Raw genomic sequence first — 20,308 nt, 5'->3', positions numbered from 1 at the left:
CGTATGGCGGCTCTGGAACAGTTAACCATCAAGGAGTTTTGCACCGCCGCAAAACGAGATAATTTTGCATGTGCACTTGAAGCGCGTTTCCCCAGCGTATTTGGTCAAAGCAAACTTTCTGACTCGGAGAAAACCTCTTGGGCCAGCTCTCTGCCCAAACTAGCCAAATTACTCGAGAGGTTACCTATTGATGGCCATATTCTGATCGAATATCCAATGCCTCTGGGTACGCGGCGTGCGGATTGCCTGCTGATTGGAGCTGACGGTTCAGGCAGCACCCACATTATTGTGGTTGAGCTCAAACAGTGGTCTCAAGGCCGGGTTCATATTAACGATCGCTTTGATATGGGCTGGCTAACGGTCGAAGCCAAGAATCCTTACAGCGCTGACCATCCTTGCGAGCAAGCACACGTTTATCGTTCGGCACTTGAGCATTTGCTTGATTTTGGTGAGCAAAAGCCTGAGATCCATACGCTGGCGTATCTACATGAATACGAAGAAACCAGCAATGAGTTACTGCGACAGCCTCAGTTTGCGGAACATCTTCAACACACGCATTTGCTGACCCGAAGTCACGGGCTTGAAGCAGCAGAGCAGATACTAGGTAAGCTCCAATATGCAAGTCCGCTGCTTGAGTGTCTGGTGTCGCCAACGCTTAAATATTCAGGGGCCTTTATTGCTAACTTCAGCAATAAACTCAATTGCAGCGCCCTGTTTGAGCCTTCGATTGAGCAAGTCCAGACCTTCAGGGCGATTGCGGCTACCCTGGATCAGGTAGACCATCCTACCTGTGTGATCGTCAAGGGCATTGTCGGGACAGGTAAAACCGTGCTGGCCATGCTGTTGATCAGGCATCTGATGGAGCGAGGTAAACAGCCAATGTATTACGTCCTGTCAGCTGCCATCAAAGCCTGCATACAGGAACTGGATTTCTTCTCCAGTGGCCGTGCGAAAACCCAATACCTGGTAGTTGATGAGGCTCACCGCCTTAGAACAACAGGATTGCCTCAACTGGTTAACGATAAACGACTTACCGTTTTCTTCATTGACGACAATCAGTGGCTCCAACCGAAAGAGAATTGTCGTAGCCACGAAATCAAGCAGGTTGCAGAAGATGCCGGCCAGTTTGTACTTGAGCTTTCTTTGGCCAAACAGCTGCGGTGCCAGGATGCAAACGCATACATTGCTTGGGTCGATGCTTTCATAAACCAAGGTGAAATTACCAAGCTCAAGACTCCGGAAAGCTATGAGGTCAAAATAGTCGACTCACCGCAAGTCATGACCGAGCTTCTGAAAGCACGAGCTCTGGGTAATGCTACATGCCGAATTGTCGCAGGCTACTGCTGGCACTGGGAAACCAGAGATACACCGGGCAGAGGGCATGACATTGAGATCGGAGACTGGAAAGCACGCTGGAATGCCAACCAGTCTTATGCACTATGGAGCCGTCAGCCAGGTCTGCACGAGGAGGTGGGTGCGATCTACACCGTACAGGGATTCGAGTACGACTATGTAGGCGTCATCATTGGTGAGGATCTCGTTTATACAGATGGTAGCCTTAGAGTCCGCCCCCCAGTCCAACAGTATCCAGCCCTTAAGGCATCCCTACGCTCTGCTGGAAGGGACAATTTTGCGAGAGCCATTCGCAATATTTATTACGTGCTTCTGACGCGGGCCAAGAGGGGTGTTTTTATTTACGTGGTTGACCCAGGCTTGAGGGAGGAGATCAAAAAGTCTCTGTCTGAGGGTAGATAGGGTTAATACCGTGTGTGCCTTTTGCGTGAGTGCCTCAGGCACTCATGTGTATCTATGGCTCTTGGATTGCAGAAAGCTCCAGATAAAACTCATATTTTTCAATTCGTTACCATGTTTTGGCGGGCGCGGGTTGCTCGACTGCAGGTAATGGGCGGCAGGAAACTTGGGAAGGGCACAACAAGCTGCCCGTTCTGGCTCTGATTGGGCGGACTGAACGGATGTGGCTTTGCTTAAAATGCCGAGGGTTGTTGAAATTTTGCTACAACGCCCAAACCCTTAAAATCATTGAGATTTTTTGCCCGGACGATGCAGGTGAGAAAGGCTAAAAACAAGAAAGCGGGCGGGCCGCACGTTTGGCTGTGGCGCAATGGGCGGGAATTTATCAGGATTCACCGTGGCTTGACTTAAGTCATGGAGAATCCCGCGGTAGCGCTAGCCCACGTTATGCTCCCATCATCACTCAAGAGCGATTCAGGCAATGCCAGACATTCAAGATCGCAATTCAGAGGTCGTCGTCATCGGTTCAGGAATTGTCGGTCTCTGCACGGCTTTGCCGCCAGTTGAAGCTGATTGGTCAAGTGCCTGAGCACAAAGGGCTTTGGTGTGCGTTTGGCCATGGCCACTTGGGGCTGACAGGGGCTGTTGGTACAGGGCTGTTACTGGCGCAGGCCATGTCCGGTTCAGCCCCGGCGCAAAAAGTGCTGGAGCTGTTTGCTGTCAATCGTTTCTAGAGCACCTGCACGTCTGTACTGCCGTCGTGATAGTGCCCTTCATCGTCGATCAGTGTGTAACTCACCGCCAGGCTCGACTGGCCGTTGAAGTTGAGCGATTCCAGTGGGTAGGTTTTTTCGCTCAGGGGCGGGGTCATCATGTCGAGTGTTTTCGCATTGACAGCGTCGAGCCCTTTGGCTGTGACTCGTAGTGAGGAGAATGAGGCGTGATAAGGGGTCGGGTTGTGGCAAACCAGCACCCAGGCACCGGCCTGTTGTTTAAGGCTGAAACTGAGCGCCGCGGCCATTTTTTCGGGAGGCATGGGCAGGTTGGCCGGGCGATAGAACACTTTCATCTGGGTGTTCATGGCCACGGCGACTTGCGTCGCAATCAGCGGGGCGACGGCTTTGGTCGGTGGTATCTCGTAGAGATTCAGCCAACTGACGGACTCCCGATCCTTGGGCAGCGAACGAGCATCTTGAACAATGCGCAATCCCTGTATGGCGCCAGATTGAAGTCGGAAGACCGAGGGCAGGGCGACCATGGTCGAAACGGCATTTTCCGGAGCCTGGTTGCCTTCGCCGTTATCGATCCAGGCTTGCACCACCACGGGATAGGCGTTGGTATTGGCCAGCATCAGCGATCGCTGGGATTGTCCTTCATGGAAAATCAGCCGTGTACGTTCCGGCATGATGCCAGCGTGGGCGCTCTGTAAAGCGCTTGCTATCAAGCTCGCCCAGACCATCCATTGCGTGAGTGTGCGAATAATCATTGTACTTTCACCAAAACATAAGCCGTTGCGTTGACCTTGCCCGGTTTGGCTGTCATGCCGGGCAAGGTGCTGAGGGTGGCGGTGATGGTCTGTGAGTAGTTGGTGTAGTTCTGTGTGGTGCTCCCCGTGTTGTGCGCACCTGCCAATACCGGGTACCAACCGCTGGAGGCGCCCGAACTGGTGCCCGACCAACCCAGGAAGTTCATGGCTGAACCGTTGGCGGCATTGCGCAAACTGATCCCTACGCCGGTCGCAATTGACGGGTCGGTTCCATAGCCGTTGGAGAGTAAGTGCGTGACTGCACCGCCACTGGTCACTAGGCCCATGGACTGCGCTTGTGCATAGGTGCCTTGAGCCACCTGAATACCCAGTGCAGTCTGGTTGTTGGCGGTTCCGGAGTTAACCGCGTTATCGCATTCAAGATCGATGGTGAAGTCATTGCTGCGTGTGACGCCCTGGTTAAGCTCTGCGGCGGTAACTGGCAAAAAAGTGACGACTGGTGTGACGTTTCTGGCCACACAGGTTGCGGCGTAACTGATAGAAGAGGCGCTGCGCATACCAAAGCCGACCCCGTTTCTGTCAAACCAGAATTTGTAATGGTTCATGGAGTCTTCCCCAACATTGTCGGATACGATGCCGCCGCCTTGAAATTGGGTGTAACCGTTGGGCTGCGTACAGGTATAGGAGTAGTTTCCGTTCCCGGTAGTTGGGGCCATACCCCCGCAATAGTTAGTGACAGCACCCGAAGTGGGCGGGAGGCTTGATACACGAATGAGCTCGGCTTGAATCATGCTCAAGTGCTTAGCCTTGATCTGAATCTTGGCGCCTACGGTGTCATACTCCGTAATCTTGGCTTGCTGCCAGTAGCGAGTGTAAACCTGGCCTGAGTTCACATGGGTCAGTCTGACCGCCACATAAGGAAACCAGGTGGCGTAGTAATTCGGCAGGCCATCAGCCGTACCGATGTCCCAAAAGCCGCCTACTCGGTCGTCACCATTGGTCGCGAAGAGTTCGTGAAGGTCATCTGCATCCGAGAGATCACACTCCCACATGACGGTTTCGCTGTTGAGGCCGGGGGCGGAAGCGGGTGAAACCACAACGGTGCCAAGGGGTGTGCCCACGGGCTGCAAGTGCACTGACGTCAGGTTGACACGGCCGAAATTCAACTGTGCCGAGTAAGCGTCGCGCGTCTGATTGCCGTTGTACATTCTGGTGCATTTAGCCTGCACATCGGTCATCACTGCTGCGAAGGTCATAGCCATTGTTAGCGTCAACAAAGTACGAGCAAAGGTCATGGAAGTGTTCTTCTTTTTAAACGGCATCATGGGTTACGGCACTCGCTGTTGACCTTGATCAGGGCCTGGCTGACATCGTGTTGAGCCAGGTCGAAATTCATCGTGCACTGATCCTGCGGCGCGTCTCCCCAGCGTGCAGTCAAGGTGCCTTTGAGCTTGTCGGTCCGCAGGTAGGCCTGGCTGCCTTGACCGACCATGCCGATGACGCTGTTGCTGTCGTCCAGCACATCGGCGCCCATGGGCACCGCTTTGCCGCCACTGCGTAAGGCCTTGACCAGAATCGCGTTGCCGATCACGGTGTTGAACTTCACCTTGACGGCAGCGCCTGCATAGGGCGCGATCCGCTGCTGGCTATTGTCCAGTTCGGTCTTTTCACTGATGCCTTCCGGGTTGATGACCACGGAGTTGTAGCGGTAAGGCGTGAGTGACGCTACCAGTGCGTAACCACGGCTATCGATGGTCGCTCCTCGGCCATTCATGATCTGTGCGCCGCTGGCGCCCTTGGCTTCGACCAGTGCGAAAGTGTCGCTCAGGTAAGGCCCGAACGTGACACCTCCCTCGTGTATCGCCAGGGCACCGCGAGCGCTGCCAGAGGCTTGCCAGTAATCCTGGCTTTTGGAAGCCGTAGCGCTGAGGGACATCTTGGGCAGGGACTTTTGAATATTGCCGCTGAACACGTTGAGTTTTTGCTGGGTGTCTCGTGACGCATCCATGCCGTAGCTTAGCGTCTGGTCAGCTCCCTGGGTGCCTGATAACGAAGTTTGGTAGACATTACCGGAGGTCGAACTGTGGGTGACCGAACTGCTCAGGTAGGGCACATTCGGGCGAGCGGGGCTGCCAAGCGGGAAAGACACGGACAGCAGCGTGACGGTTTCGCTTCTGCCGTCGGTGCGCGTGATGCCAAGCCCATTGTTGGTGAGATTGTCATACGGGTCGTCGTAGTAGCCGTTTCGGCGGTTCAGGTAACTGCCGGTGGTTTGTCGGGATGCCGTGAGGTTGAGGCTGATGTTATTGCTCAGGGTGTTGGACCAACCCAGCTGGAATTGCGTGTCTCGCTCTCGATCATTGCGATAGTCCTGAGTGGAGCCTGACAAGAACACGTTGCCCCAGTCGTCAAGGCTCTGATTGATCGAGACTTCAAAGCGCGAGCGTTGCATGTAACTCGTCGATGCCCAGTTTTCGTGCTTGCGGGTGGATTGGCGTACCCCCAACACGTCGCCCAGGTCGCGGTAGCCTTCTGTGGAATAGCGATATCCGGCAATCGACAGTGTGGTGTTGGTGGGCTGAAACGTGCGGCTGAAAGAGAGGCGTCCCATCCAACCATCCAGTTGGCCTTCGTCTGGCAAGTCGGCCCGTGAATAGGTGGTATCCAGACCGAACGCTCCCAGACTGCTGGTATACACTCCACCCAGCACCAGCGCCTGATAACGGTCAGCGATGCGTAAACCGCTGTTGGCCGTGATGCTGTTGCTCACGCCGATCTGGTACGTCATCTCGCCAAACGGGTCGTGATCACCCATGTCGCGGGTTCGCCCCAACGCCAGGCTGTAACGCGATATGCCCGGGCGCAAGGATTCGGGGACGGCCGAGAAGGGCACCGTGAAGGTACTGACGCTGCCATCAGCCTCGATCACAGACACGTCCAGGTCTCCGTTGTAGTTGGTCGAGTAAAGGTCGTTGATTTCGAATGGACCGGGCGTCACGGTGGTTTGATAAATGATGTTGCCATTCTGACGAACGATGACTTGAGCATTGCTCGTGGCGATGCCCCGCACAGTCGGTGCATAACCGCGTTGGGATTCAGGCAGCATGCGATCGTCCGAGGCGATTTCTACCCCGGTGTAACTCAGGCCCGAAAAAAAACGTCCCGAGGTGAAACCCTGGCCTGCTGTCAGATCCCCCTTGATGCCCGGCAGTGCGCGCTGGGCGTAGGTGCGCGTGGTGTTCCAGTGGGTGCCGTTGTCATTGTCATGGCGCAGGTTGCCTTGTTGGCGCAAGCGCCACATGCCGACGTTCAAGCCGCTGTTGAGCGCCAGGTAAGTGGAGTCAGTGGAGCTGCTGTTCCTGCCGGTGCGTGACACGTGATATTGGTTGGCGTTGTAGTTGACGAAGCCCATGAGGTTGCCGGCGTCCAGGTTTTGTGTGGGCACAGACCCGCGTGGGGTATTGATCATCAGGCTTTGTGGCACGCTCAAATCCAGCCTCAAAATCGAAAAGTCGAATGCGGTTGAGGCGCCCTCCACGGCCTTGGACAGGATCAGGCATTGGTTGTCTTCAGGGGCACGAATGGCACTCTTGAGAACACCGGAAGCCTCCAGCATTTTTTCCGGCAGGCAGGGCTGGATGTCGCCGTCCTTGAGGTCGACAAAGCGCAAGTCAACGCGTTCCACGAAACGCTTGTTGAGAAACAGGTCGACTTTGTATTGCCCTGGCTCAATGGCATTGATTCGATTGAAGCGCGATAACGAACCACCCCCGAACGACAGGCTGTCATCAAACACATACACGTCATCGGCAACCAACGCGGCGGGTTCTGCAAGTACAAAGTCAGGGCACAGCAAGCTGAGCGTCGTGAATGTTGATGCGCTCAATAAGTCGCGTAATCCCACTAAACCCGATACTTTAAAATCCTTTTTAAATACACCTACGCGACGCACAAGCATAAACGCTCATCCCGGGCCATCAGTTTAGGAGAAGGTCAGAGGTGACATCTGCACCGTAATCGTTGACCAAAGTCAGGCGTAACGTGTCGCCTTTACTCGCCAATGTGCTGGATGGAAGTGTCCAGTCGACCTCACTCAGAGGGGGGATCATCACCCCTTGTTTCAAGGGCAGGGGCTTACCTGCATGCAAGATTTTGGCGTCGCGCACGGTGGCAAAATAACCACTGTTATTACTGGCGATAATTGAGTTTCCCTTGACTTTAAAACTCAGTGACTGACTCAGCTCATCAGGGTTTCCAGCCAATTGTTGGGGGCGATAGAATAACTTCATCCGGCTGTTGATACTGAGCAATAACTTATTAGCCTGCATCTCGCTGGCCTTGATCGCCGGTATTTGCAGGAAACTCAGGTAGAACAGTGTTTCTCTATCTTTGGCCAGATTATTTCCGGTAAATATAAGACGTACCATTTGTCCATCATTGGGGTTTATCCGGAAAATCTGCGGATTTGCAATGAAGGGAGCACTGGCCTTTTGCGGCTCGTTATTGTCGGGTTTGTTATCGACCCACATTTGAATCATATAAGGTAGTGCATTTTTATTGCTTAGTTGCACGGTTTTTTCTTGGGCTTGAGCCGGATATATAACTCGCGTGCCGGTCATGACAACGCTGGCATTTGCGGTATGAATTGAAAGGCTGCAAAGAAAAACAGCGAGAGCGGCAGAGGCTTTTTTCAGACGAAACATAGGTACCCATACACGACGTGCAAAGAGAAGTAGGGGAGGTGAGAACTACCGGGCATCCAGCCCGGTAGAAAAGACTACGCAGTTACTGGTAATCCAGAGCGTATTGCACGCTGGCGGATACGGTACCCGCAGTTGCTCCACCCGCTTCGCTGATATATCGAACGGCGAAGTCGTGACTGGTTGAAGTGCCATTGATAGGCAAGACCAGACCGGGCACAGAGGTTGTTCCGTCAAGCACAATAGCTGTTCCGTTTGGTGCTGTTAGTAATTGCACTTGTACGTTTTCTGCACTACCTGTATTGCCAAGATTGCCTTGTGTAGTCACGTTATTGCCCAAGAATGCCGTTTTTATCGGCAAGGCAGCAGTGGGTGAGTTACAGCCGCTGACACTTACTGTGAACGTTGTATCTCCTTCGGTGTTACCTGATGTAGCCAGCGATGCGGCACTTACCGTGGGCAGCAAGATTATCGGGTTGGCATCATTGCCGTTGACCGAGACCTGGCATGTTTGATCAGACACTTGCCCGTTGAAAGTAATGGTGTTTTGTGAGGCCGCAAAAGCCATAACAGGGAATGTAGCAGCGATAACGAAGGCTATCCGTTTCATGGTGTATCTCCTGTGTGACGTTTAGATGTACTCCTGAAGCCGCGGTGAGTTAAGAAGGCGTTTGTACAAAATGCAAGTATTAAAAAAAATTAGATTTTTGAATACTCGTGGCTAGACTATGGCTTCTCAAATTGGCGGGATTGCGAATATGGATAATTCAATGAACGATAAATACGGTGTCGCGATCAATGACAGCGGGGGTATGGCGTGGATGATCTCATGCGCTAACTCCGGCGTATCGACCGATATACGTCCGCCCGTGAAGTGGGAGCTATCGCTTTATAATTAATGACAATGTATGAGGAACTTTTCAAGTTGATATCAAATTGCTGGCACGGATAATTATATCCCTGGGAACTATAGGTGCTATTCGTTTGATCAATGCACACCGACAGTCCCCAGGCGCCCGTTTTAGTCAGGCAGGTTCATGTGTAAAAGCGGGAAGGGCCTTCCTTCACCGTCCAGAGGGGAACGGCCGGTTTGAATAAACCCGTAGCGCTGATAAAACCCAACGGCTTGCGGATTCTGCTCATTGACATCAACGCTCAGGGTTGTCCGTGACGTGCGGGCAAAGTCCAGGAGGGCGCGTCCGATGCCTTGGCCCTGCAGGTCTGGGTCGACGAACAACATTTCCACGTGGTTTTCACTGAGGCCGATGAAACCTTGAGGGCAATTTCGAGCATCTACTGCAATCCACAGTTCGACAGCGGGCAGATACATGTCTCGCAACTGAGGGATCAATGCGTCGATATCCGAAGCCTGCAAAAAATGATGACTCGCGCGAACGGCGCGGAGCCAAAGGTTGAGCAACTGCGCAGTGTCCGCAGCATGGCCCTTGCGAATGATCATGAAATCATCCTTCTTCTCTTGAGGTCTGGGTACGGGGCGCCTGTGATTGGCGACCGATGATTAAGAGCCGGCGTCATGTATGCCCGCTTCGCGAATTAACGCCTGGGCGGTGCACTGAAGAGAGGCCGAAAAAGAATGGGCGGCCAATGTGCAGGGGGCTAGTGGTGATGTCAAGGCGCCAGGTGCAGCGAGCGTTCAGCCGGCTAACTGAGGATGATCACGACACTGCTTTCGAACAGTACCGGACGCACCAGGATCTTGTAGCAGTCGGCGTCGAATGCCTGGGCACTCATTCTGGGCGCCAGCCTGGCCTCGGCTTGCGTGGCATAGGTGCCAATGTAGTGCCAGCCGTCCACTACGTGATATTCCTCCAGTTCGCCGTAGCGTTCGTACAGCGCTATCGCGCCAGGAAATGGCCAGCGGTGCACCGCCCACTGGGCAAGGGCTTCAAGCAAGCGTTCGGAATGAGCGTCATGGCTTTCATCACCTCGACACGCCCCCGCACACTTACCGATCTGGGCTCTGAAGCAACTGCGCCCCGCGGATTTTTCAATGCCTAGCAGGTGGTGACACAGCCGATGCTCGTCAGCGATGAGCATCAGCGCTTCGATGGCCGTGCGCCTGTTACGAAATAGCCCGTACAGCGGCACCTGACCACTCAGCGTGGTGGTATCGATGATCTCTGCAATTCCGTTGCTGACGCGTATCGAGCACAGGCGCCGCTGCTTGCGCAACCGTTTGTTCTTTAAAGGTTGCAGCTCTTTGATCAGGCGCGACTCCAGCAGCAGCGCACCGATTTCTCCGGCTGTTTGTACATATTCGATCCGCTGCGCTTGCCGCAGCATGCGGGCTTCTTCAGGGGTTCGCAGGTGAGCCAGAAGCCGACTGCGAATATCCACGCTTTTACCGATATACAGTGGCATCGAGTCGTCTTGCGCATAAAACAAATAAACCCCAGGAGCCCGCGGTGCCGCATCGACTTGAGCGCGCAGGTGGTCAGGGTACTCATAAACAGGGGCGAGTTGTGCAGGGCGTATAGGCATGGTGGTTATAGTGAGGCATAGGTAACGGCATATGACGGCCACCGGTCAGAATCACCTGGCTCCTTGTCGATAGAACCTGTCATGGAACCCGGATAGAGTTGTTCCCAACTGGACCTCTGGAGTGAAGGACTGCCAATGAATTTGACACCTGAACACTTTATCAGCCTGGCGATGAGCAACCCGATTAACGCTGAACTCTTGGATCGCTTGCCTAAGCTGGGCGTTGACCAGTGCTTGCTGACAGCAGGCAGCCTGTTTCAGGCGGTCTGGAATCACCAGTCGAACCTGCCTCCGGCGTTTGGGGTCAAGGATTATGACGTTTTCTACTTTGATCAAGACTTGTCCTGGGAGGCAGAGAACGAGGTCATTATCAAGTCGCGGCGGTTGTTTGAAGACCTTGGAGTGAACGTCGATATCAAGAACCAGGCACGGGTGCATCTCTGGTACCACGAGCGATTCGGCAGGCCTTATCCGCAGTTGCTTACAGCCCGGGACGGTGTTGATCGATATCTGGTGGCTGGGACCTGCGTCGGCCTTTGCACTGAAACCGGCGAGGTCTATGCGCCATATGGTCTGGAGGATATCGGGCAGGGGCTGCTACGCCCTAATCCGAATAACCCGCAGCCTGACCTGTTTATTCAGAAGGCCAGAAGTTATCAGCAGCGTTGGCCATGGCTGACGATTATTGATCTGTAGGAGCTTGTCTCGCGATTTTTTGATCGTTTAAAAGATCGCGAGGCAAGTGGGCTCCTACAAGGGGTAACCGTTTTATACGGGCGTTATGGGCGCTTGCGGGTGGCTTTGTGCAAAGTGCTTTTCATAAGCCCGACAAACCCGCAGCACGTGATCGTCGGCAAATCGGGCGCCGACCACGTGCAGGCCAACCGGCAGGCCATTTTCGGCCAGACCGCACGGCACCGATGCCGCCGGTTGTTGGGTCAGGTTGAACGGGTAGGTGAACGGGGTCCATTGCATCCAGTCGGTCATTGAGGACTCGGGCGGTACGTTATGCCCGGCGGTAAATGCGGTGATTGGCAGCATGGGCGAAACCAGAATGTCATAGCGCTCATGGAACGCGTTCATGTGCGCAACCAGCGCCGCCCGTGCTTCCAGTGCGCTGCTGTATTGCTCGAGAGTGATGCGTTCGCCCAACCCCGCGATGCGCTGCAAGCCCGGGTCCATCATTTCGCGCTGGGCACTGCTGAGCTGGCTGGCCAAACGTGCGGCACCGGCGAACCATAGGGTATTGAAGGTTGCCAACGGATCGCTGAAGCCCGGGTCAACCAACTCGACGTGAGCGCCCAGCTCGGCCAGTCGTTCAACCGCGCGGGCCACGACCAGGGCGACCTGCGGGTCGACATCGACATAGCCGAAGTTCGGGCTGTAGGCAATGCGCAAGCCTTTGAGGTCATCGCTGTGGTGCAGCCAGGGCGTGTTGCGCGGGGCACCGATCAAACCGTCGCGAGCATCGGGCCGCGCCACGGTTTGCAGCATCAGGACGGCATCTTCAACGGTGCGGGTCATCGGCCCCAAATGCGACAGGATGGTCATGGCGCTGGCCGGCCATTGCGGCACGTAGCCAAAGGTCGGCTTGATACCGAAGGTCCCGGTCAAGGCACACGGGATACGAATCGAGCCGCCTGCATCGCTGCCCTGATGCAACACGCCGAGGTTGAGCGAAGCAGCGGCTGCAGCTCCGCCGGAGGAGCCACCCGCGGTCAGCCGGGTGTCCCACGGGTTGCGGGTAATGCCATACAGCGGGTTGTCGGTGACGCCTTTCCAGCCAAACTCCGGGGTAGTGGTTTTGCCCAGTAATACCGCGCCGGCCTTACGCATGAATGCACTAAATGGCGCGTCAACCTCCCAAGGCCCTTGGCTCGATGTCGTGCGTGAGCCTTTGCGGGTGGGCATGCCTTGGGTGAGAGTCAGGTCTTTGATCGAAGCGGGCACGCCATCTAGCGCTCCGCACGGTGCGCCTTTAAGCCAGCGTTGCTCAGATGCGCGCGCGGCCTGCAATGCACCTTCCGGGTCCACATGGCAATACGCATTGACTGCTGGGTTGAAGCGTTCGATGCGCAGCAGGGCATCTTCTGTCACGTCCACCGGCGACAGGCTTTTATCGCGGTAGCGGGCTAGTAGTTCGACGGCGTTCATCTGGCCGATGTCGGGTGTTGTACTCATGGTTTTTTCACCCCTTGCGCGGCATTGACCATGGCCCGCAGCAGTACCGCGCAGCCATCGGCCAGGTCCTGAGGGGCTGCGTTTTCGATTTCGTTGTGGCTGATACCGCCTTCACACGGCACAAATATCATCCCGGCTGGGCCCAGTTCGGCCACAAAAATCGCGTCATGCCCGGCGCCGCTGACGATATCCATATGGCTCAAGCCCAATTGTTGTGCGCCCTGGCGCACCGCCTCGACACACCCAGGGTTAAAGTCCAGCGGCGGGAAATCCGCGGTCGGGGTCAGCTCAAAACTCAAGCCGTGCTCTGCACAAGCCACTTCAATGGCATGACGTACCTCATCCACCATGGCTTGTAACTGATCAGCGTGCAGGTGCCGCAGATCGATGGTCATGTGCACCTGACCGGGGATCACGTTGCGCGAACCCGGGTGCAGGTTCAGACAGCCGACGGTGCCGCAGGCATGGGGTTGGTGCTCAAGCGCGGTCCGGTTGACGGCGCTGATCACCTGTGCGGCGCCCACCAGTGCGTCCTTGCGCAAGTGCATGGGGGTAGGGCCTGCGTGCGCCTCGACGCCGGTCAGTGTCAGGTCGAACCATTTCTGGCCGAGGCAGCCCATGACCACGCCAATGGTGGTGTCACGATCTTCCAGCACCGGCCCTTGCTCGATATGCGCCTCAAAATAAGCACCCACCGGGTGCCCGAGTACCGGGCGGCTACCTGCATAGCCAATACGCTGCAACTCGGCACCGACCGACAGGCCCTGCTCATCAACCTTGTTCAGCGTTTCGTCCAGATCGAATTTACCGGCAAAGACCCCGGATCCCATCATGCAGGGCGGAAACCGCGAGCCTTCCTCGTTGGTCCACACCACTACTTCGATCGGGGCTTCAGTGGTCAGTTGCAGATCGTTGAGGGTACGGATGACTTCCAGGCCGGCCATGACCCCAAAGCAGCCGTCGAACTTGCCGCCGGTGGGCTGGGTGTCGATGTGGCTGCCGGTCATGACCGGTGGTAAATCCGCTTGGCGCCCCGCGCGGCGGGCAAAAATATTGCCGATGCCGTCAATGGTGACGCTGCAGCCAGCTTCTTCACACCAGCGCACAAACAAGTCGCGGGCCTGGCGGTCGAGGTCGGTCAGGGCCAGGCGGCAGACACCGCCCTTGGCCGTGGCACCAAGCTGGGCCAGATCCATCAGCGATTGCCACAAGCGGTCGCGGTTGATCAGCGCTGCGTTGCTGTTGAAAAGGTCGGATAACACGATTGGGCTGTTCATGGGGCACGAGTCTCCCTTCAGGCGCTAAGGGCCAGGTAGCGGTTCTTGATCGTTGGATTGGCACGGAAATCGGCGGCGCTGCCTTCGTACACCACGCGGCCTTGTTCGAGCACGTAATGGCGATCGGCAAGCTTGTCGCAGACCATCAGGTTTTGTTCCACCAGCAGCACGGGCAGACCGTCGTCCTTGATCTTGCGCAGGATCTTCACCAGTTCATCGACGATGACCGGCGCAAGGCCTTCTGTGGGTTCATCGAGAATCAGCAGCTTGGGATCATTGAGCAGGGCGCGGGCGATGGCGAGCATTTGCTGCTCACCACCGGACAAGGCATGGCCGGCGTTTTTGCGACGTTCCTTGAGGCGTGGGAACATCCCGTATACGTCTTCCAATTGCCAGCGGCTGCTTTTGCGCTGGGCAATACGCAAGTTCTCTTCCACGCTCAGCAAACGGAAAATGCCGCGATGCTCCGGCACCAGTGCAAGGCCTTCGCGGGCGATTTCGAATATCTTGCGCCCGACCATGTCCTGGCCGTTAAAGCGGATCTGCCCTTTGCGCGGGCAGACAACGCCCAGAATACTGCGCAATGTGGTGGTCTTGCCCGCGCCGTTGCGGCCCAGCAAGGTCACCAGTTCGCCGGGATTGACCTGCAACGTGACGCCTTCGAGGACGTGGCTTTTGTCGTAATAAGAGTGGATATCGTCGACGATCAGCATCAGGCGGCTTCTCCCAGGTAGGCGGTGCGCACACGCTCATCGGCGCGCACGAATTCAGGGGTGCCTTCGACCAGGATCTGGCCGTGGCTCATCACCGTGATGCGTTGGCTGATGGACATCACGATGCTCATGTTGTGCTCGATCAGCAGCACGGTGTGATCGCGACCCAGGTCGCTGATCAGTTGGGTCATGATCGGAATATCGTCAATGCCCATCCCGGAGGTCGGCTCATCGAGCATCAACAGTTTGGGTTTGGAGCAAATTGACATGCCCACCTCCAGTACCCGTTGCTGGCCGTGGGACAACTCGCCCGCCAGGGTGTTGGCGCGTTGGGTCAATTGCAGACGCTCAAGCACTTGGTCTGCCATGTCCACGTGCTCGCGGCGGCTGTCTACGCGACGCCAGAAGTTCAGTGCGGCCAGTCCGTCACGGCCCTGTGCGGCGAGGCGCAGGTTTTCTCGCACGCTGAGGTTCTGGAAAAGGCTGGTGAGTTGAAAGGAACGCGCCATGCCCAAAGCAACACGGCCATGGGACGGCTTTTTGATAATGTTTTTGCCGCCAAACATAATCGTCCCGTCGGTGGCCCGGCGTTCGCCGGTCAAACAGTGGAACAGGCTGGTCTTGCCCGCGCCGTTGGGGCCGATCACGGTGTGGATCGTGCCTTGCTCGACCTTCAGATTGACCCCGTTCACGGCATTGAAGGCGCCGTAGGAGAGCTTCAGGTTCTCGGTTTCCAGCAAATAAGGGGTATGGGTGCTCATGGCTGTTCCTCCTGAATCGGCAGGCTTTGTTTGCGCGAACCTTTGATGCGCTCGAACAGGCTGGCAAAGCCACCCCACAATCCGCCGCGCATAAACACCACGACCACGATCAAAATCAGCCCGAGCAGCATCAGCCAGCGCGGCCACAAATCAGACAGGACGTCACCCAGCAGCACGATTGACCCGGCGCCCAGCAATGAACCGAACAGCGACCCGGTACCGCCGACAATGGTCATGATCAGAATGTTTTCCGACATCATCAGGTCGATGTTGGACAGCGGCACAAAGTGCAGCAGCATGGCGTACAGGGCACCGGCAATACCGGTGACAGCGCCCGAGAGCATGAACACCAGGATCTTGAAGTGACGGGTGTCGTAGCCGATGGCGGCCGCGCGGGTTTCGTTCTCGCGGATCGCCATCAGCGTGCTGCCAAAGGGCGAGGTGATCACCCGGCGTGCGCCTATGAAAATCAGCAGAAACAGCACCGCGACAAAGCCGTAGAAGTAGCGCGCATCACTGAGTGACATCAACAGCGTGTCACCGATGCGGATTTCAGGCCGTGGTACATCGAGCAAGCCGTTGTCCCCGCCGGTCCAGTCGCTCAGGGTGTAGGTCAGAAAATACGCCATCTGGCTGAACGCCAGGGTCAGCATCACGAAGTAGATGCCGGTGCGGCGAATCGCCAGGGCGCCCACCAGGAACGCCAGCAAGGCTCCGGCGATGGCAGCGCCCAACAGCGCGCTGAACAGGCCCCATTGCAGATGAATCATCAGCAACGCGGCGCAGTAAGAGCCGGCACCAAAGAAAATGCCTTGCCCGAACGACAGCAACCCGGTGTAACCCAACAGCAGGTTACAGGCCAGCGCGGCCATGGCGAAGATCAGAATTTCAGTGGCCAGAGTGGCGGATGGCAACACCAACGGCAGGCCGATCAAGACCGCAATCACCAATAACAGCATGGAGCGGGACTGAGTCTTGGCAAAGGGAAGGGGATTTTTCTCGCTCATGTCAGGCTCTCCCAAACAGGCCATAAGGTCGCAGCAGAATCACCACGGCCATAGCGCCGTAGATCATAAGACTCGCACCTTGAGGCCATATAGTTGTCATCAGGCTTTGCACCACACCCACCAGCAAACCACCCACCAGGGCGCCGCTGAACGAACCCATGCCGCCGATGACCACCACTACGAAGGCCACGCCGAGAATCTCCGGGCCGACAAAAGGCTGCGCACCGCGCAAAGGGGCGAATAACACCCCGGCAATGCCGGCCAGCCCTGCGCCCAAGGCGAAGGTCATGGAAAACAGACGGAAGATGTTGGTGCCCAGCAACGACACGGTCTCGGTGCTTTCGCTACCGGCGCGCACCAGCGCTCCGAAGCGCGTCCGCTCCAGCAGTAGCCACAAGGCAACACCCACCAGCGCCGAGAAAACGATCAGGAACAAACGGTAGTAGGGGTAGATAAAGTCGCCGATTTCAACTACGCCGCGCAGTAACGGCGGGACCGCGACGCTTTTGCCCACCGGACCCCAGATCATCACACTGGCTTCCTGAATAATCAGCGCAATACCCAGCGTTACCAGGATCTGGAACATGTGGGGCAGGTTGTAAATCCGCTGAATCAGCACTCGTTCAATGACCCAGGCGAGGGCCGCGACCAGCAATGGTGCGATCAGCAGTGACAGCCAGAAGTTACCGGTCAGGCTGACGGCGGTGTAGCAGAGGTAGGCGCCCAATAGGAAAAACGCACCATGGGCGAAGTTGACGAAGTTCAGCAGGCCAAAAATGATGGTCAGTCCGACGGCAATCAGAAAGTAGATCATTCCCAGGCCCAGGCCATTGAGAATCTGGAACAGATAGAGTTCGAGCATGCAGATACCCTCTGCAGGCGGTCGTGTCTGACCGGCTGCGTGTAGCAATCGCAAAATAATCGGGGGTTAGCGCATCACACAGCCGGTGTCGGCGAGCGGGGTAAACGACTGACCGGAGCTGACCACCATGGCCAGATCGTCCTTGTCACTCATTTCGCTCTCCGGTTTGCCCAGCATCAGGTAGTAATCCTTGATCACTTGATGGTCGCCGGCGCGGATGGTTTCTTTGCCGGTCGGGCCTTCGTACGTCAGGCCCTGCATGGCCTTGGCTACCGTTGGACCATCGAAGCTGCCCGTGGCTGAGATGGTGTCGAGCATGACCTTGGTGCTGATGAAGTCTGCTGCCAGCGGGTAATTGGGGTTGATACCGTATTTGGCCTGGGTGGCTTTAACCAGTTCGCGATTGAGCGGGGAGTCGACCTGGTGCCAGTATTGGGCGCCGAGGTACACGCCTTCGAGCACATCACTGCCCAGCTCTTGAAATTGATCCAGCCCGGCTGACCACACTAGCAAGATCTTCATTCGCTCTTTCATGCCGAAATTCACGGCCTGACGCAGGGTATTGTTCGATTGGCTGCCAAAATTCAGCAGCACCAGCACGTCGGGCTTTGCAGAAATGGCGTTGGTCAAATACCCGGAGAACTCCTGCTCTTGCAGCGAGTGGTAGCTGTTGCCGACAAGCTCCAGGCCATGCTCCTTGAGCACTTCGCGGGTGCCATCGAGCAGAGCTTCACCAAACACGTATTGCGGCGTAATGGTGTACCAGCGTTTGGCCTCCGGTAGACGTTTGATCAGTGGTACCAGGGTTTCACGCACCGCGCCGTAGGTGGGCACCGACCAGCGAAACGTTGAGCTGTTGCAGTCCTTGCCGGTGACCTCGTCGGCGCCCACCGGGGTCATGAAGACACCGCCGCTCTTGTTGACTTCCTTAGCCACGGCCAGGGCAGACGACGACAGCGTACAACCCTGGAAAAAACGTGCGCCGTCCTGGCCGATTGCTTCCTGAACCTTGCGTACTGCCTTGCCGGCATTGCCTTCGGTATCGATGACCTTGTAGACCAATGGCCTGCCTAACAGCTGCGGGTATTGATCGACGGCCAGACGCGAGCCCATGTCGGCAAATTTGCCATAACTGGCAAAGGCTCCGGACATGGACTTCAACCCATAGAAGGTAAAGGGCTCTGCGGCAAAAGCCTGGCGTATGCCAAGCGGAAGGCTTAAAGCGCTGGCAGCAGCCAGGCCAGCTTTCAACAAAGTACGACGTTGCATGGGGTAACTCCCTGGTTTAATTATTGGCAGGAGTAGCAATGGCAAACGGCGGATCAGGTCCTGTGGGCAGGCCTTTTATTGGATGGGATCTATTGCACGGTTATGGCTGAACGGGTCAGTGGTGGTGATCGAACTCCAGCAAAAAGTGCGGATTGACCTGGCCTTCGAGGGCGCTCATGTGGTGTTCGGCGTCGCACATATGCTCATGCATCAAACTGCGCACCTTCGCTTCATCTTCAGCGCGAAAGGCCATCAGCAATTGCTTGTGATAATCGAGGTTGGCGGCATCGAACTGCTTGCGCTTTGGTTTGTAGGCCTTTTTCAGGACCACCAGATCGCGCAGCAAGTCGTTGAGAAACTGCGCCATGAAACTTAACAGCGGGTTGGGGCATGCGCGGGCTAGCAGGTTATGAAACTCAAGTTCGGCCAGACGCTGCTCGCGCTGACCAGCCTCGCTGTCTTCAGGGGTGCTGCAAAAATCTACGTTGGCCTGTAGGGCTTGATAGTCCTCGGCGCTCAAACGTCCGATCACGGACACCGCCAACTCGACTTCAATCACCTTGCGCAACTGATAGACCTGCTCGCCATCCAGATGCTGGAAGTGCAAGTAATTGCGCAAGGCACGACTGGCGGGCTCTGTCCCGGCCTGATTCAGATATGCACCGCCGCTGGGACCGGTGCGCGTACTGACCAGGCCCTCGACCTCCAGCGCCTTGAGTGCTTCCCGTGCAGAGCCCTTGGAGCACTGAAAGCTCTCCATCAACTCGCGTTCAGTGGGCAGGCGATCGCCGGGCTTGAGAGCGTCAGTGACAATCGAACGCTTCACCGACTCGACAATCACATCGGACAGCTTCTGGCGTTTGCGGCGAATTGGGCGGTTAAGCATGTTTTCTATTTATCGTATTAATGCGGATAAATAGTAATAAATAGATGTGCGCAGGCTCAGTCAACCATCGACCGAGTGAGGTGTCGTTTTCAGAGAAATGGGGTCGGGAATGGATATGGCTGTAGGCGCTTGCCTCGCGATCTTTTAAAAGATCGCGAGGATCAGGCGTCGTAGTAGAGGCAGTTTTTACTTAGTCGAAACGATGCTCGCCACCAGCTGCGGCTTGCAGTTCAGATATGCCGAGGACTTCAACCAGCGCTTATCGGGATACCAGGCAAACATGAACTGTCCGTTCTTCAGGTTGTCCACTACTTGGCGCGCCACTTGTGGACGTACGGCCGGGCAACCCTGGCTACGACCGATACGGCCTTGGCGCTGGCTCCAGAGCGGGTTCACATAACTGGCACCATGGATCACGATGTCGCGATCACGGGCCCGATCGTTGATGCCCGGCTCAAGACCATCCATACGCAAGGAGTAACCGTTTGCGCCCTGGTAGCTTTCTTGAGTACGAAACAGCCCCAGGCTGGACTGAAAGCTGCCCTCGCTGTTGGAGAAGCGGGTGGCAAAATTTTCACCTGAGTTTTGACCATGAGCGACCAGTTCACGCATTACCAGCTTCTTTGAGGTCAGGTCGAAAATCCATAAGCGTCGGGCGGTTGAGGGCAGGGAGTAATCGATGACCGCCAGGTGCCGAGCCTGGGTGGCGCCATTGCTGACGGCGCATTGCATGGCGCTAAGAGCGCTTTCAAGAACTTGGGGATTGAGCTCCGGGGCTGCCTGGGCAAGGCTGTTGTAAAGCACCGGACTGGAAGGGTTGGCGGCGAACGCTGGGCTGCAGAGAGTGCCCAGGGTCGCGGCGACCAGAAAAAGTCGTCGCATGAAAATCAGCATATAAAGAGGGTTTCCACA

Annotated in this window: 19 protein-coding genes; 3 read left to right on the top strand and 16 right to left on the bottom strand. The window is 56.2% G+C overall.

The window, feature by feature from the left end:
- Positions 1-3: 3 nt before the first annotated feature.
- Both NTD86_RS10875 and NTD86_RS10870 read left to right on the top strand, forming a co-directional pair.
- Positions 4-1,755 (top strand): DNA/RNA helicase domain-containing protein, encoded by a 1,752-nt coding sequence (locus tag NTD86_RS10875; protein WP_262202215.1) that lies wholly within the window; start codon positions 4-6, stop codon positions 1,753-1,755.
- 530 nt (positions 1,756-2,285) lie between these two features.
- On the top strand, positions 2,286-2,486 hold the full coding sequence (locus NTD86_RS10870; protein WP_262202214.1) for a hypothetical protein: 201 nt from the start codon (positions 2,286-2,288) through the stop codon (positions 2,484-2,486).
- On the opposite strand, the gene NTD86_RS10865 is transcribed toward NTD86_RS10870, so the two are convergent.
- From NTD86_RS10865 to cho, 7 genes are all read right to left on the bottom strand, one after another.
- Positions 2,483-3,238, bottom strand: coding sequence for a molecular chaperone (locus NTD86_RS10865; RefSeq protein WP_262202213.1), 756 nt, complete (start codon positions 3,236-3,238; stop codon positions 2,483-2,485). The genes NTD86_RS10870 and NTD86_RS10865 overlap by 4 nt on opposite strands.
- Entirely contained in the window at positions 3,235-4,500 is a 1,266-nt protein-coding gene (locus NTD86_RS10860) for a fimbrial protein (protein WP_262202212.1), read from the bottom strand. Before NTD86_RS10860 ends, NTD86_RS10865 begins: the two co-directional genes overlap by 4 nt.
- A gap of 59 nt (positions 4,501-4,559) precedes the next feature.
- A complete protein-coding gene (locus NTD86_RS10855) occupies positions 4,560-7,124 on the bottom strand; it encodes a fimbria/pilus outer membrane usher protein (protein WP_262202211.1) in 2,565 nt (854 codons plus the stop codon).
- A gap of 91 nt (positions 7,125-7,215) precedes the next feature.
- Positions 7,216-7,941 carry a molecular chaperone gene (locus NTD86_RS10850; RefSeq protein ID WP_262202210.1) on the bottom strand — a complete coding sequence of 242 codons (726 nt, stop codon included), beginning with the start codon at positions 7,939-7,941 and terminating at the stop codon, positions 7,216-7,218.
- Between the two features lie 82 nt (positions 7,942-8,023).
- Complete coding sequence (locus tag NTD86_RS10845) at positions 8,024-8,548, bottom strand: fimbrial protein (protein WP_262202209.1); 525 nt, start codon at positions 8,546-8,548, stop codon at positions 8,024-8,026.
- A 411-nt stretch (positions 8,549-8,959) separates the two neighbouring features.
- The gene (locus tag NTD86_RS10840) at positions 8,960-9,397 is read right to left on the bottom strand and encodes an acetyltransferase (protein WP_262202208.1); all 438 of its coding nucleotides are present in this window, start codon (positions 9,395-9,397) and stop codon (positions 8,960-8,962) included.
- Between the two features lie 203 nt (positions 9,398-9,600).
- Positions 9,601-10,440 (bottom strand): excinuclease Cho, encoded by an 840-nt coding sequence (gene cho / locus NTD86_RS10835; RefSeq protein WP_262202207.1) that lies wholly within the window; start codon positions 10,438-10,440, stop codon positions 9,601-9,603.
- A gap of 135 nt (positions 10,441-10,575) precedes the next feature.
- On the opposite strand from cho, the gene NTD86_RS10830 reads away from it, so the two are divergent.
- Positions 10,576-11,136: a nucleotidyltransferase family protein gene (locus NTD86_RS10830; RefSeq protein WP_262202206.1), complete on the top strand. Its 561-nt coding sequence runs from the start codon at positions 10,576-10,578 to the stop codon at positions 11,134-11,136.
- A gap of 72 nt (positions 11,137-11,208) precedes the next feature.
- Here NTD86_RS10830 and NTD86_RS10825 read toward each other — a convergent pair whose 3' ends face one another.
- From NTD86_RS10825 to NTD86_RS10785, 9 genes are all read right to left on the bottom strand, one after another.
- The gene (locus tag NTD86_RS10825; RefSeq protein ID WP_262202204.1) at positions 11,209-12,621 is read right to left on the bottom strand and encodes an amidase; all 1,413 of its coding nucleotides are present in this window, start codon (positions 12,619-12,621) and stop codon (positions 11,209-11,211) included.
- Positions 12,618-13,898: a Zn-dependent hydrolase gene (locus tag NTD86_RS10820; RefSeq protein ID WP_315974739.1), complete on the bottom strand. Its 1,281-nt coding sequence runs from the start codon at positions 13,896-13,898 to the stop codon at positions 12,618-12,620. Before NTD86_RS10820 ends, NTD86_RS10825 begins: the two co-directional genes overlap by 4 nt.
- 17 nt (positions 13,899-13,915) lie before the next feature.
- The gene (locus tag NTD86_RS10815) at positions 13,916-14,611 is read right to left on the bottom strand and encodes an ABC transporter ATP-binding protein (protein ID WP_262202203.1); all 696 of its coding nucleotides are present in this window, start codon (positions 14,609-14,611) and stop codon (positions 13,916-13,918) included.
- Positions 14,611-15,372: an ABC transporter ATP-binding protein gene (locus NTD86_RS10810; RefSeq protein ID WP_262202202.1), complete on the bottom strand. Its 762-nt coding sequence runs from the start codon at positions 15,370-15,372 to the stop codon at positions 14,611-14,613. The genes NTD86_RS10815 and NTD86_RS10810 overlap by 1 nt, the downstream gene beginning before the upstream one ends.
- Positions 15,369-16,379 carry a branched-chain amino acid ABC transporter permease gene (locus tag NTD86_RS10805; RefSeq protein ID WP_262202201.1) on the bottom strand — a complete coding sequence of 337 codons (1,011 nt, stop codon included), beginning with the start codon at positions 16,377-16,379 and terminating at the stop codon, positions 15,369-15,371. Before NTD86_RS10805 ends, NTD86_RS10810 begins: the two co-directional genes overlap by 4 nt.
- Before the next feature lies 1 nt (position 16,380).
- Entirely contained in the window at positions 16,381-17,241 is an 861-nt protein-coding gene (locus NTD86_RS10800; RefSeq protein WP_262202200.1) for a branched-chain amino acid ABC transporter permease, read from the bottom strand.
- A 66-nt stretch (positions 17,242-17,307) separates the two neighbouring features.
- Positions 17,308-18,510, bottom strand: coding sequence for an ABC transporter substrate-binding protein (locus NTD86_RS10795; protein WP_262202199.1), 1,203 nt, complete (start codon positions 18,508-18,510; stop codon positions 17,308-17,310).
- Positions 18,511-18,625: 115 nt separating this feature from the next.
- Positions 18,626-19,396, bottom strand: a complete 771-nt coding sequence (locus NTD86_RS10790; RefSeq protein ID WP_262202197.1) for a FadR/GntR family transcriptional regulator — start codon at positions 19,394-19,396, stop codon at positions 18,626-18,628.
- A 186-nt stretch (positions 19,397-19,582) separates the two neighbouring features.
- Entirely contained in the window at positions 19,583-20,290 is a 708-nt protein-coding gene (locus NTD86_RS10785; protein WP_262202196.1) for a murein L,D-transpeptidase catalytic domain family protein, read from the bottom strand.
- Between the last annotated feature and the right edge of the window lie 18 nt (positions 20,291-20,308).

It is taken from the genome of Pseudomonas sp. 7P_10.2_Bac1 (genome assembly GCF_025465935.1).
GTDB lineage: Bacteria > Pseudomonadota > Gammaproteobacteria > Pseudomonadales > Pseudomonadaceae > Aquipseudomonas.
The sequence above is the reverse complement of the archived record's forward strand: the minus strand, read 5'-3'. Positions and strand labels throughout refer to the sequence as shown.

Bases quoted from the DNA above. Each gene is read 5' to 3' on its own strand.
- NTD86_RS10875 (WP_262202215.1), top strand. From the start codon at position 4: ATGGCGGCTCTGGAACAGTTAACCATCAAGGAGTTTTGCACCGCCGCA.
- NTD86_RS10865 (WP_262202213.1), bottom strand. From the start codon at position 3,238: ATGATTATTCGCACACTCACGCAATGGATGGTCTGGGCGAGCTTGATA.
- NTD86_RS10860 (WP_262202212.1), bottom strand. From the start codon at position 4,500: ATGGCTATGACCTTCGCAGCAGTGATGACCGATGTGCAGGCTAAATGC.
- NTD86_RS10850 (WP_262202210.1), bottom strand. From the start codon at position 7,941: ATGTTTCGTCTGAAAAAAGCCTCTGCCGCTCTCGCTGTTTTTCTTTGC.
- NTD86_RS10845 (WP_262202209.1), bottom strand. From the start codon at position 8,548: ATGAAACGGATAGCCTTCGTTATCGCTGCTACATTCCCTGTTATGGCT.
- NTD86_RS10840 (WP_262202208.1), bottom strand. From the start codon at position 9,397: ATGATCATTCGCAAGGGCCATGCTGCGGACACTGCGCAGTTGCTCAAC.
- cho (WP_262202207.1), bottom strand. From the start codon at position 10,440: ATGCCTATACGCCCTGCACAACTCGCCCCTGTTTATGAGTACCCTGAC.
- NTD86_RS10830 (WP_262202206.1), top strand. From the start codon at position 10,576: ATGAATTTGACACCTGAACACTTTATCAGCCTGGCGATGAGCAACCCG.
- NTD86_RS10825 (WP_262202204.1), bottom strand. From the start codon at position 12,621: ATGAGTACAACACCCGACATCGGCCAGATGAACGCCGTCGAACTACTA.
- NTD86_RS10820 (WP_315974739.1), bottom strand. From the start codon at position 13,898: ATGAACAGCCCAATCGTGTTATCCGACCTTTTCAACAGCAACGCAGCG.
- NTD86_RS10815 (WP_262202203.1), bottom strand. From the start codon at position 14,611: ATGCTGATCGTCGACGATATCCACTCTTATTACGACAAAAGCCACGTC.
- NTD86_RS10810 (WP_262202202.1), bottom strand. From the start codon at position 15,372: ATGAGCACCCATACCCCTTATTTGCTGGAAACCGAGAACCTGAAGCTC.
- NTD86_RS10805 (WP_262202201.1), bottom strand. From the start codon at position 16,379: ATGAGCGAGAAAAATCCCCTTCCCTTTGCCAAGACTCAGTCCCGCTCC.
- NTD86_RS10800 (WP_262202200.1), bottom strand. From the start codon at position 17,241: ATGCTCGAACTCTATCTGTTCCAGATTCTCAATGGCCTGGGCCTGGGA.
- NTD86_RS10795 (WP_262202199.1), bottom strand. From the start codon at position 18,510: ATGCAACGTCGTACTTTGTTGAAAGCTGGCCTGGCTGCTGCCAGCGCT.
- NTD86_RS10790 (WP_262202197.1), bottom strand. From the start codon at position 19,396: ATGCTTAACCGCCCAATTCGCCGCAAACGCCAGAAGCTGTCCGATGTG.
- NTD86_RS10785 (WP_262202196.1), bottom strand. From the start codon at position 20,290: ATGCTGATTTTCATGCGACGACTTTTTCTGGTCGCCGCGACCCTGGGC.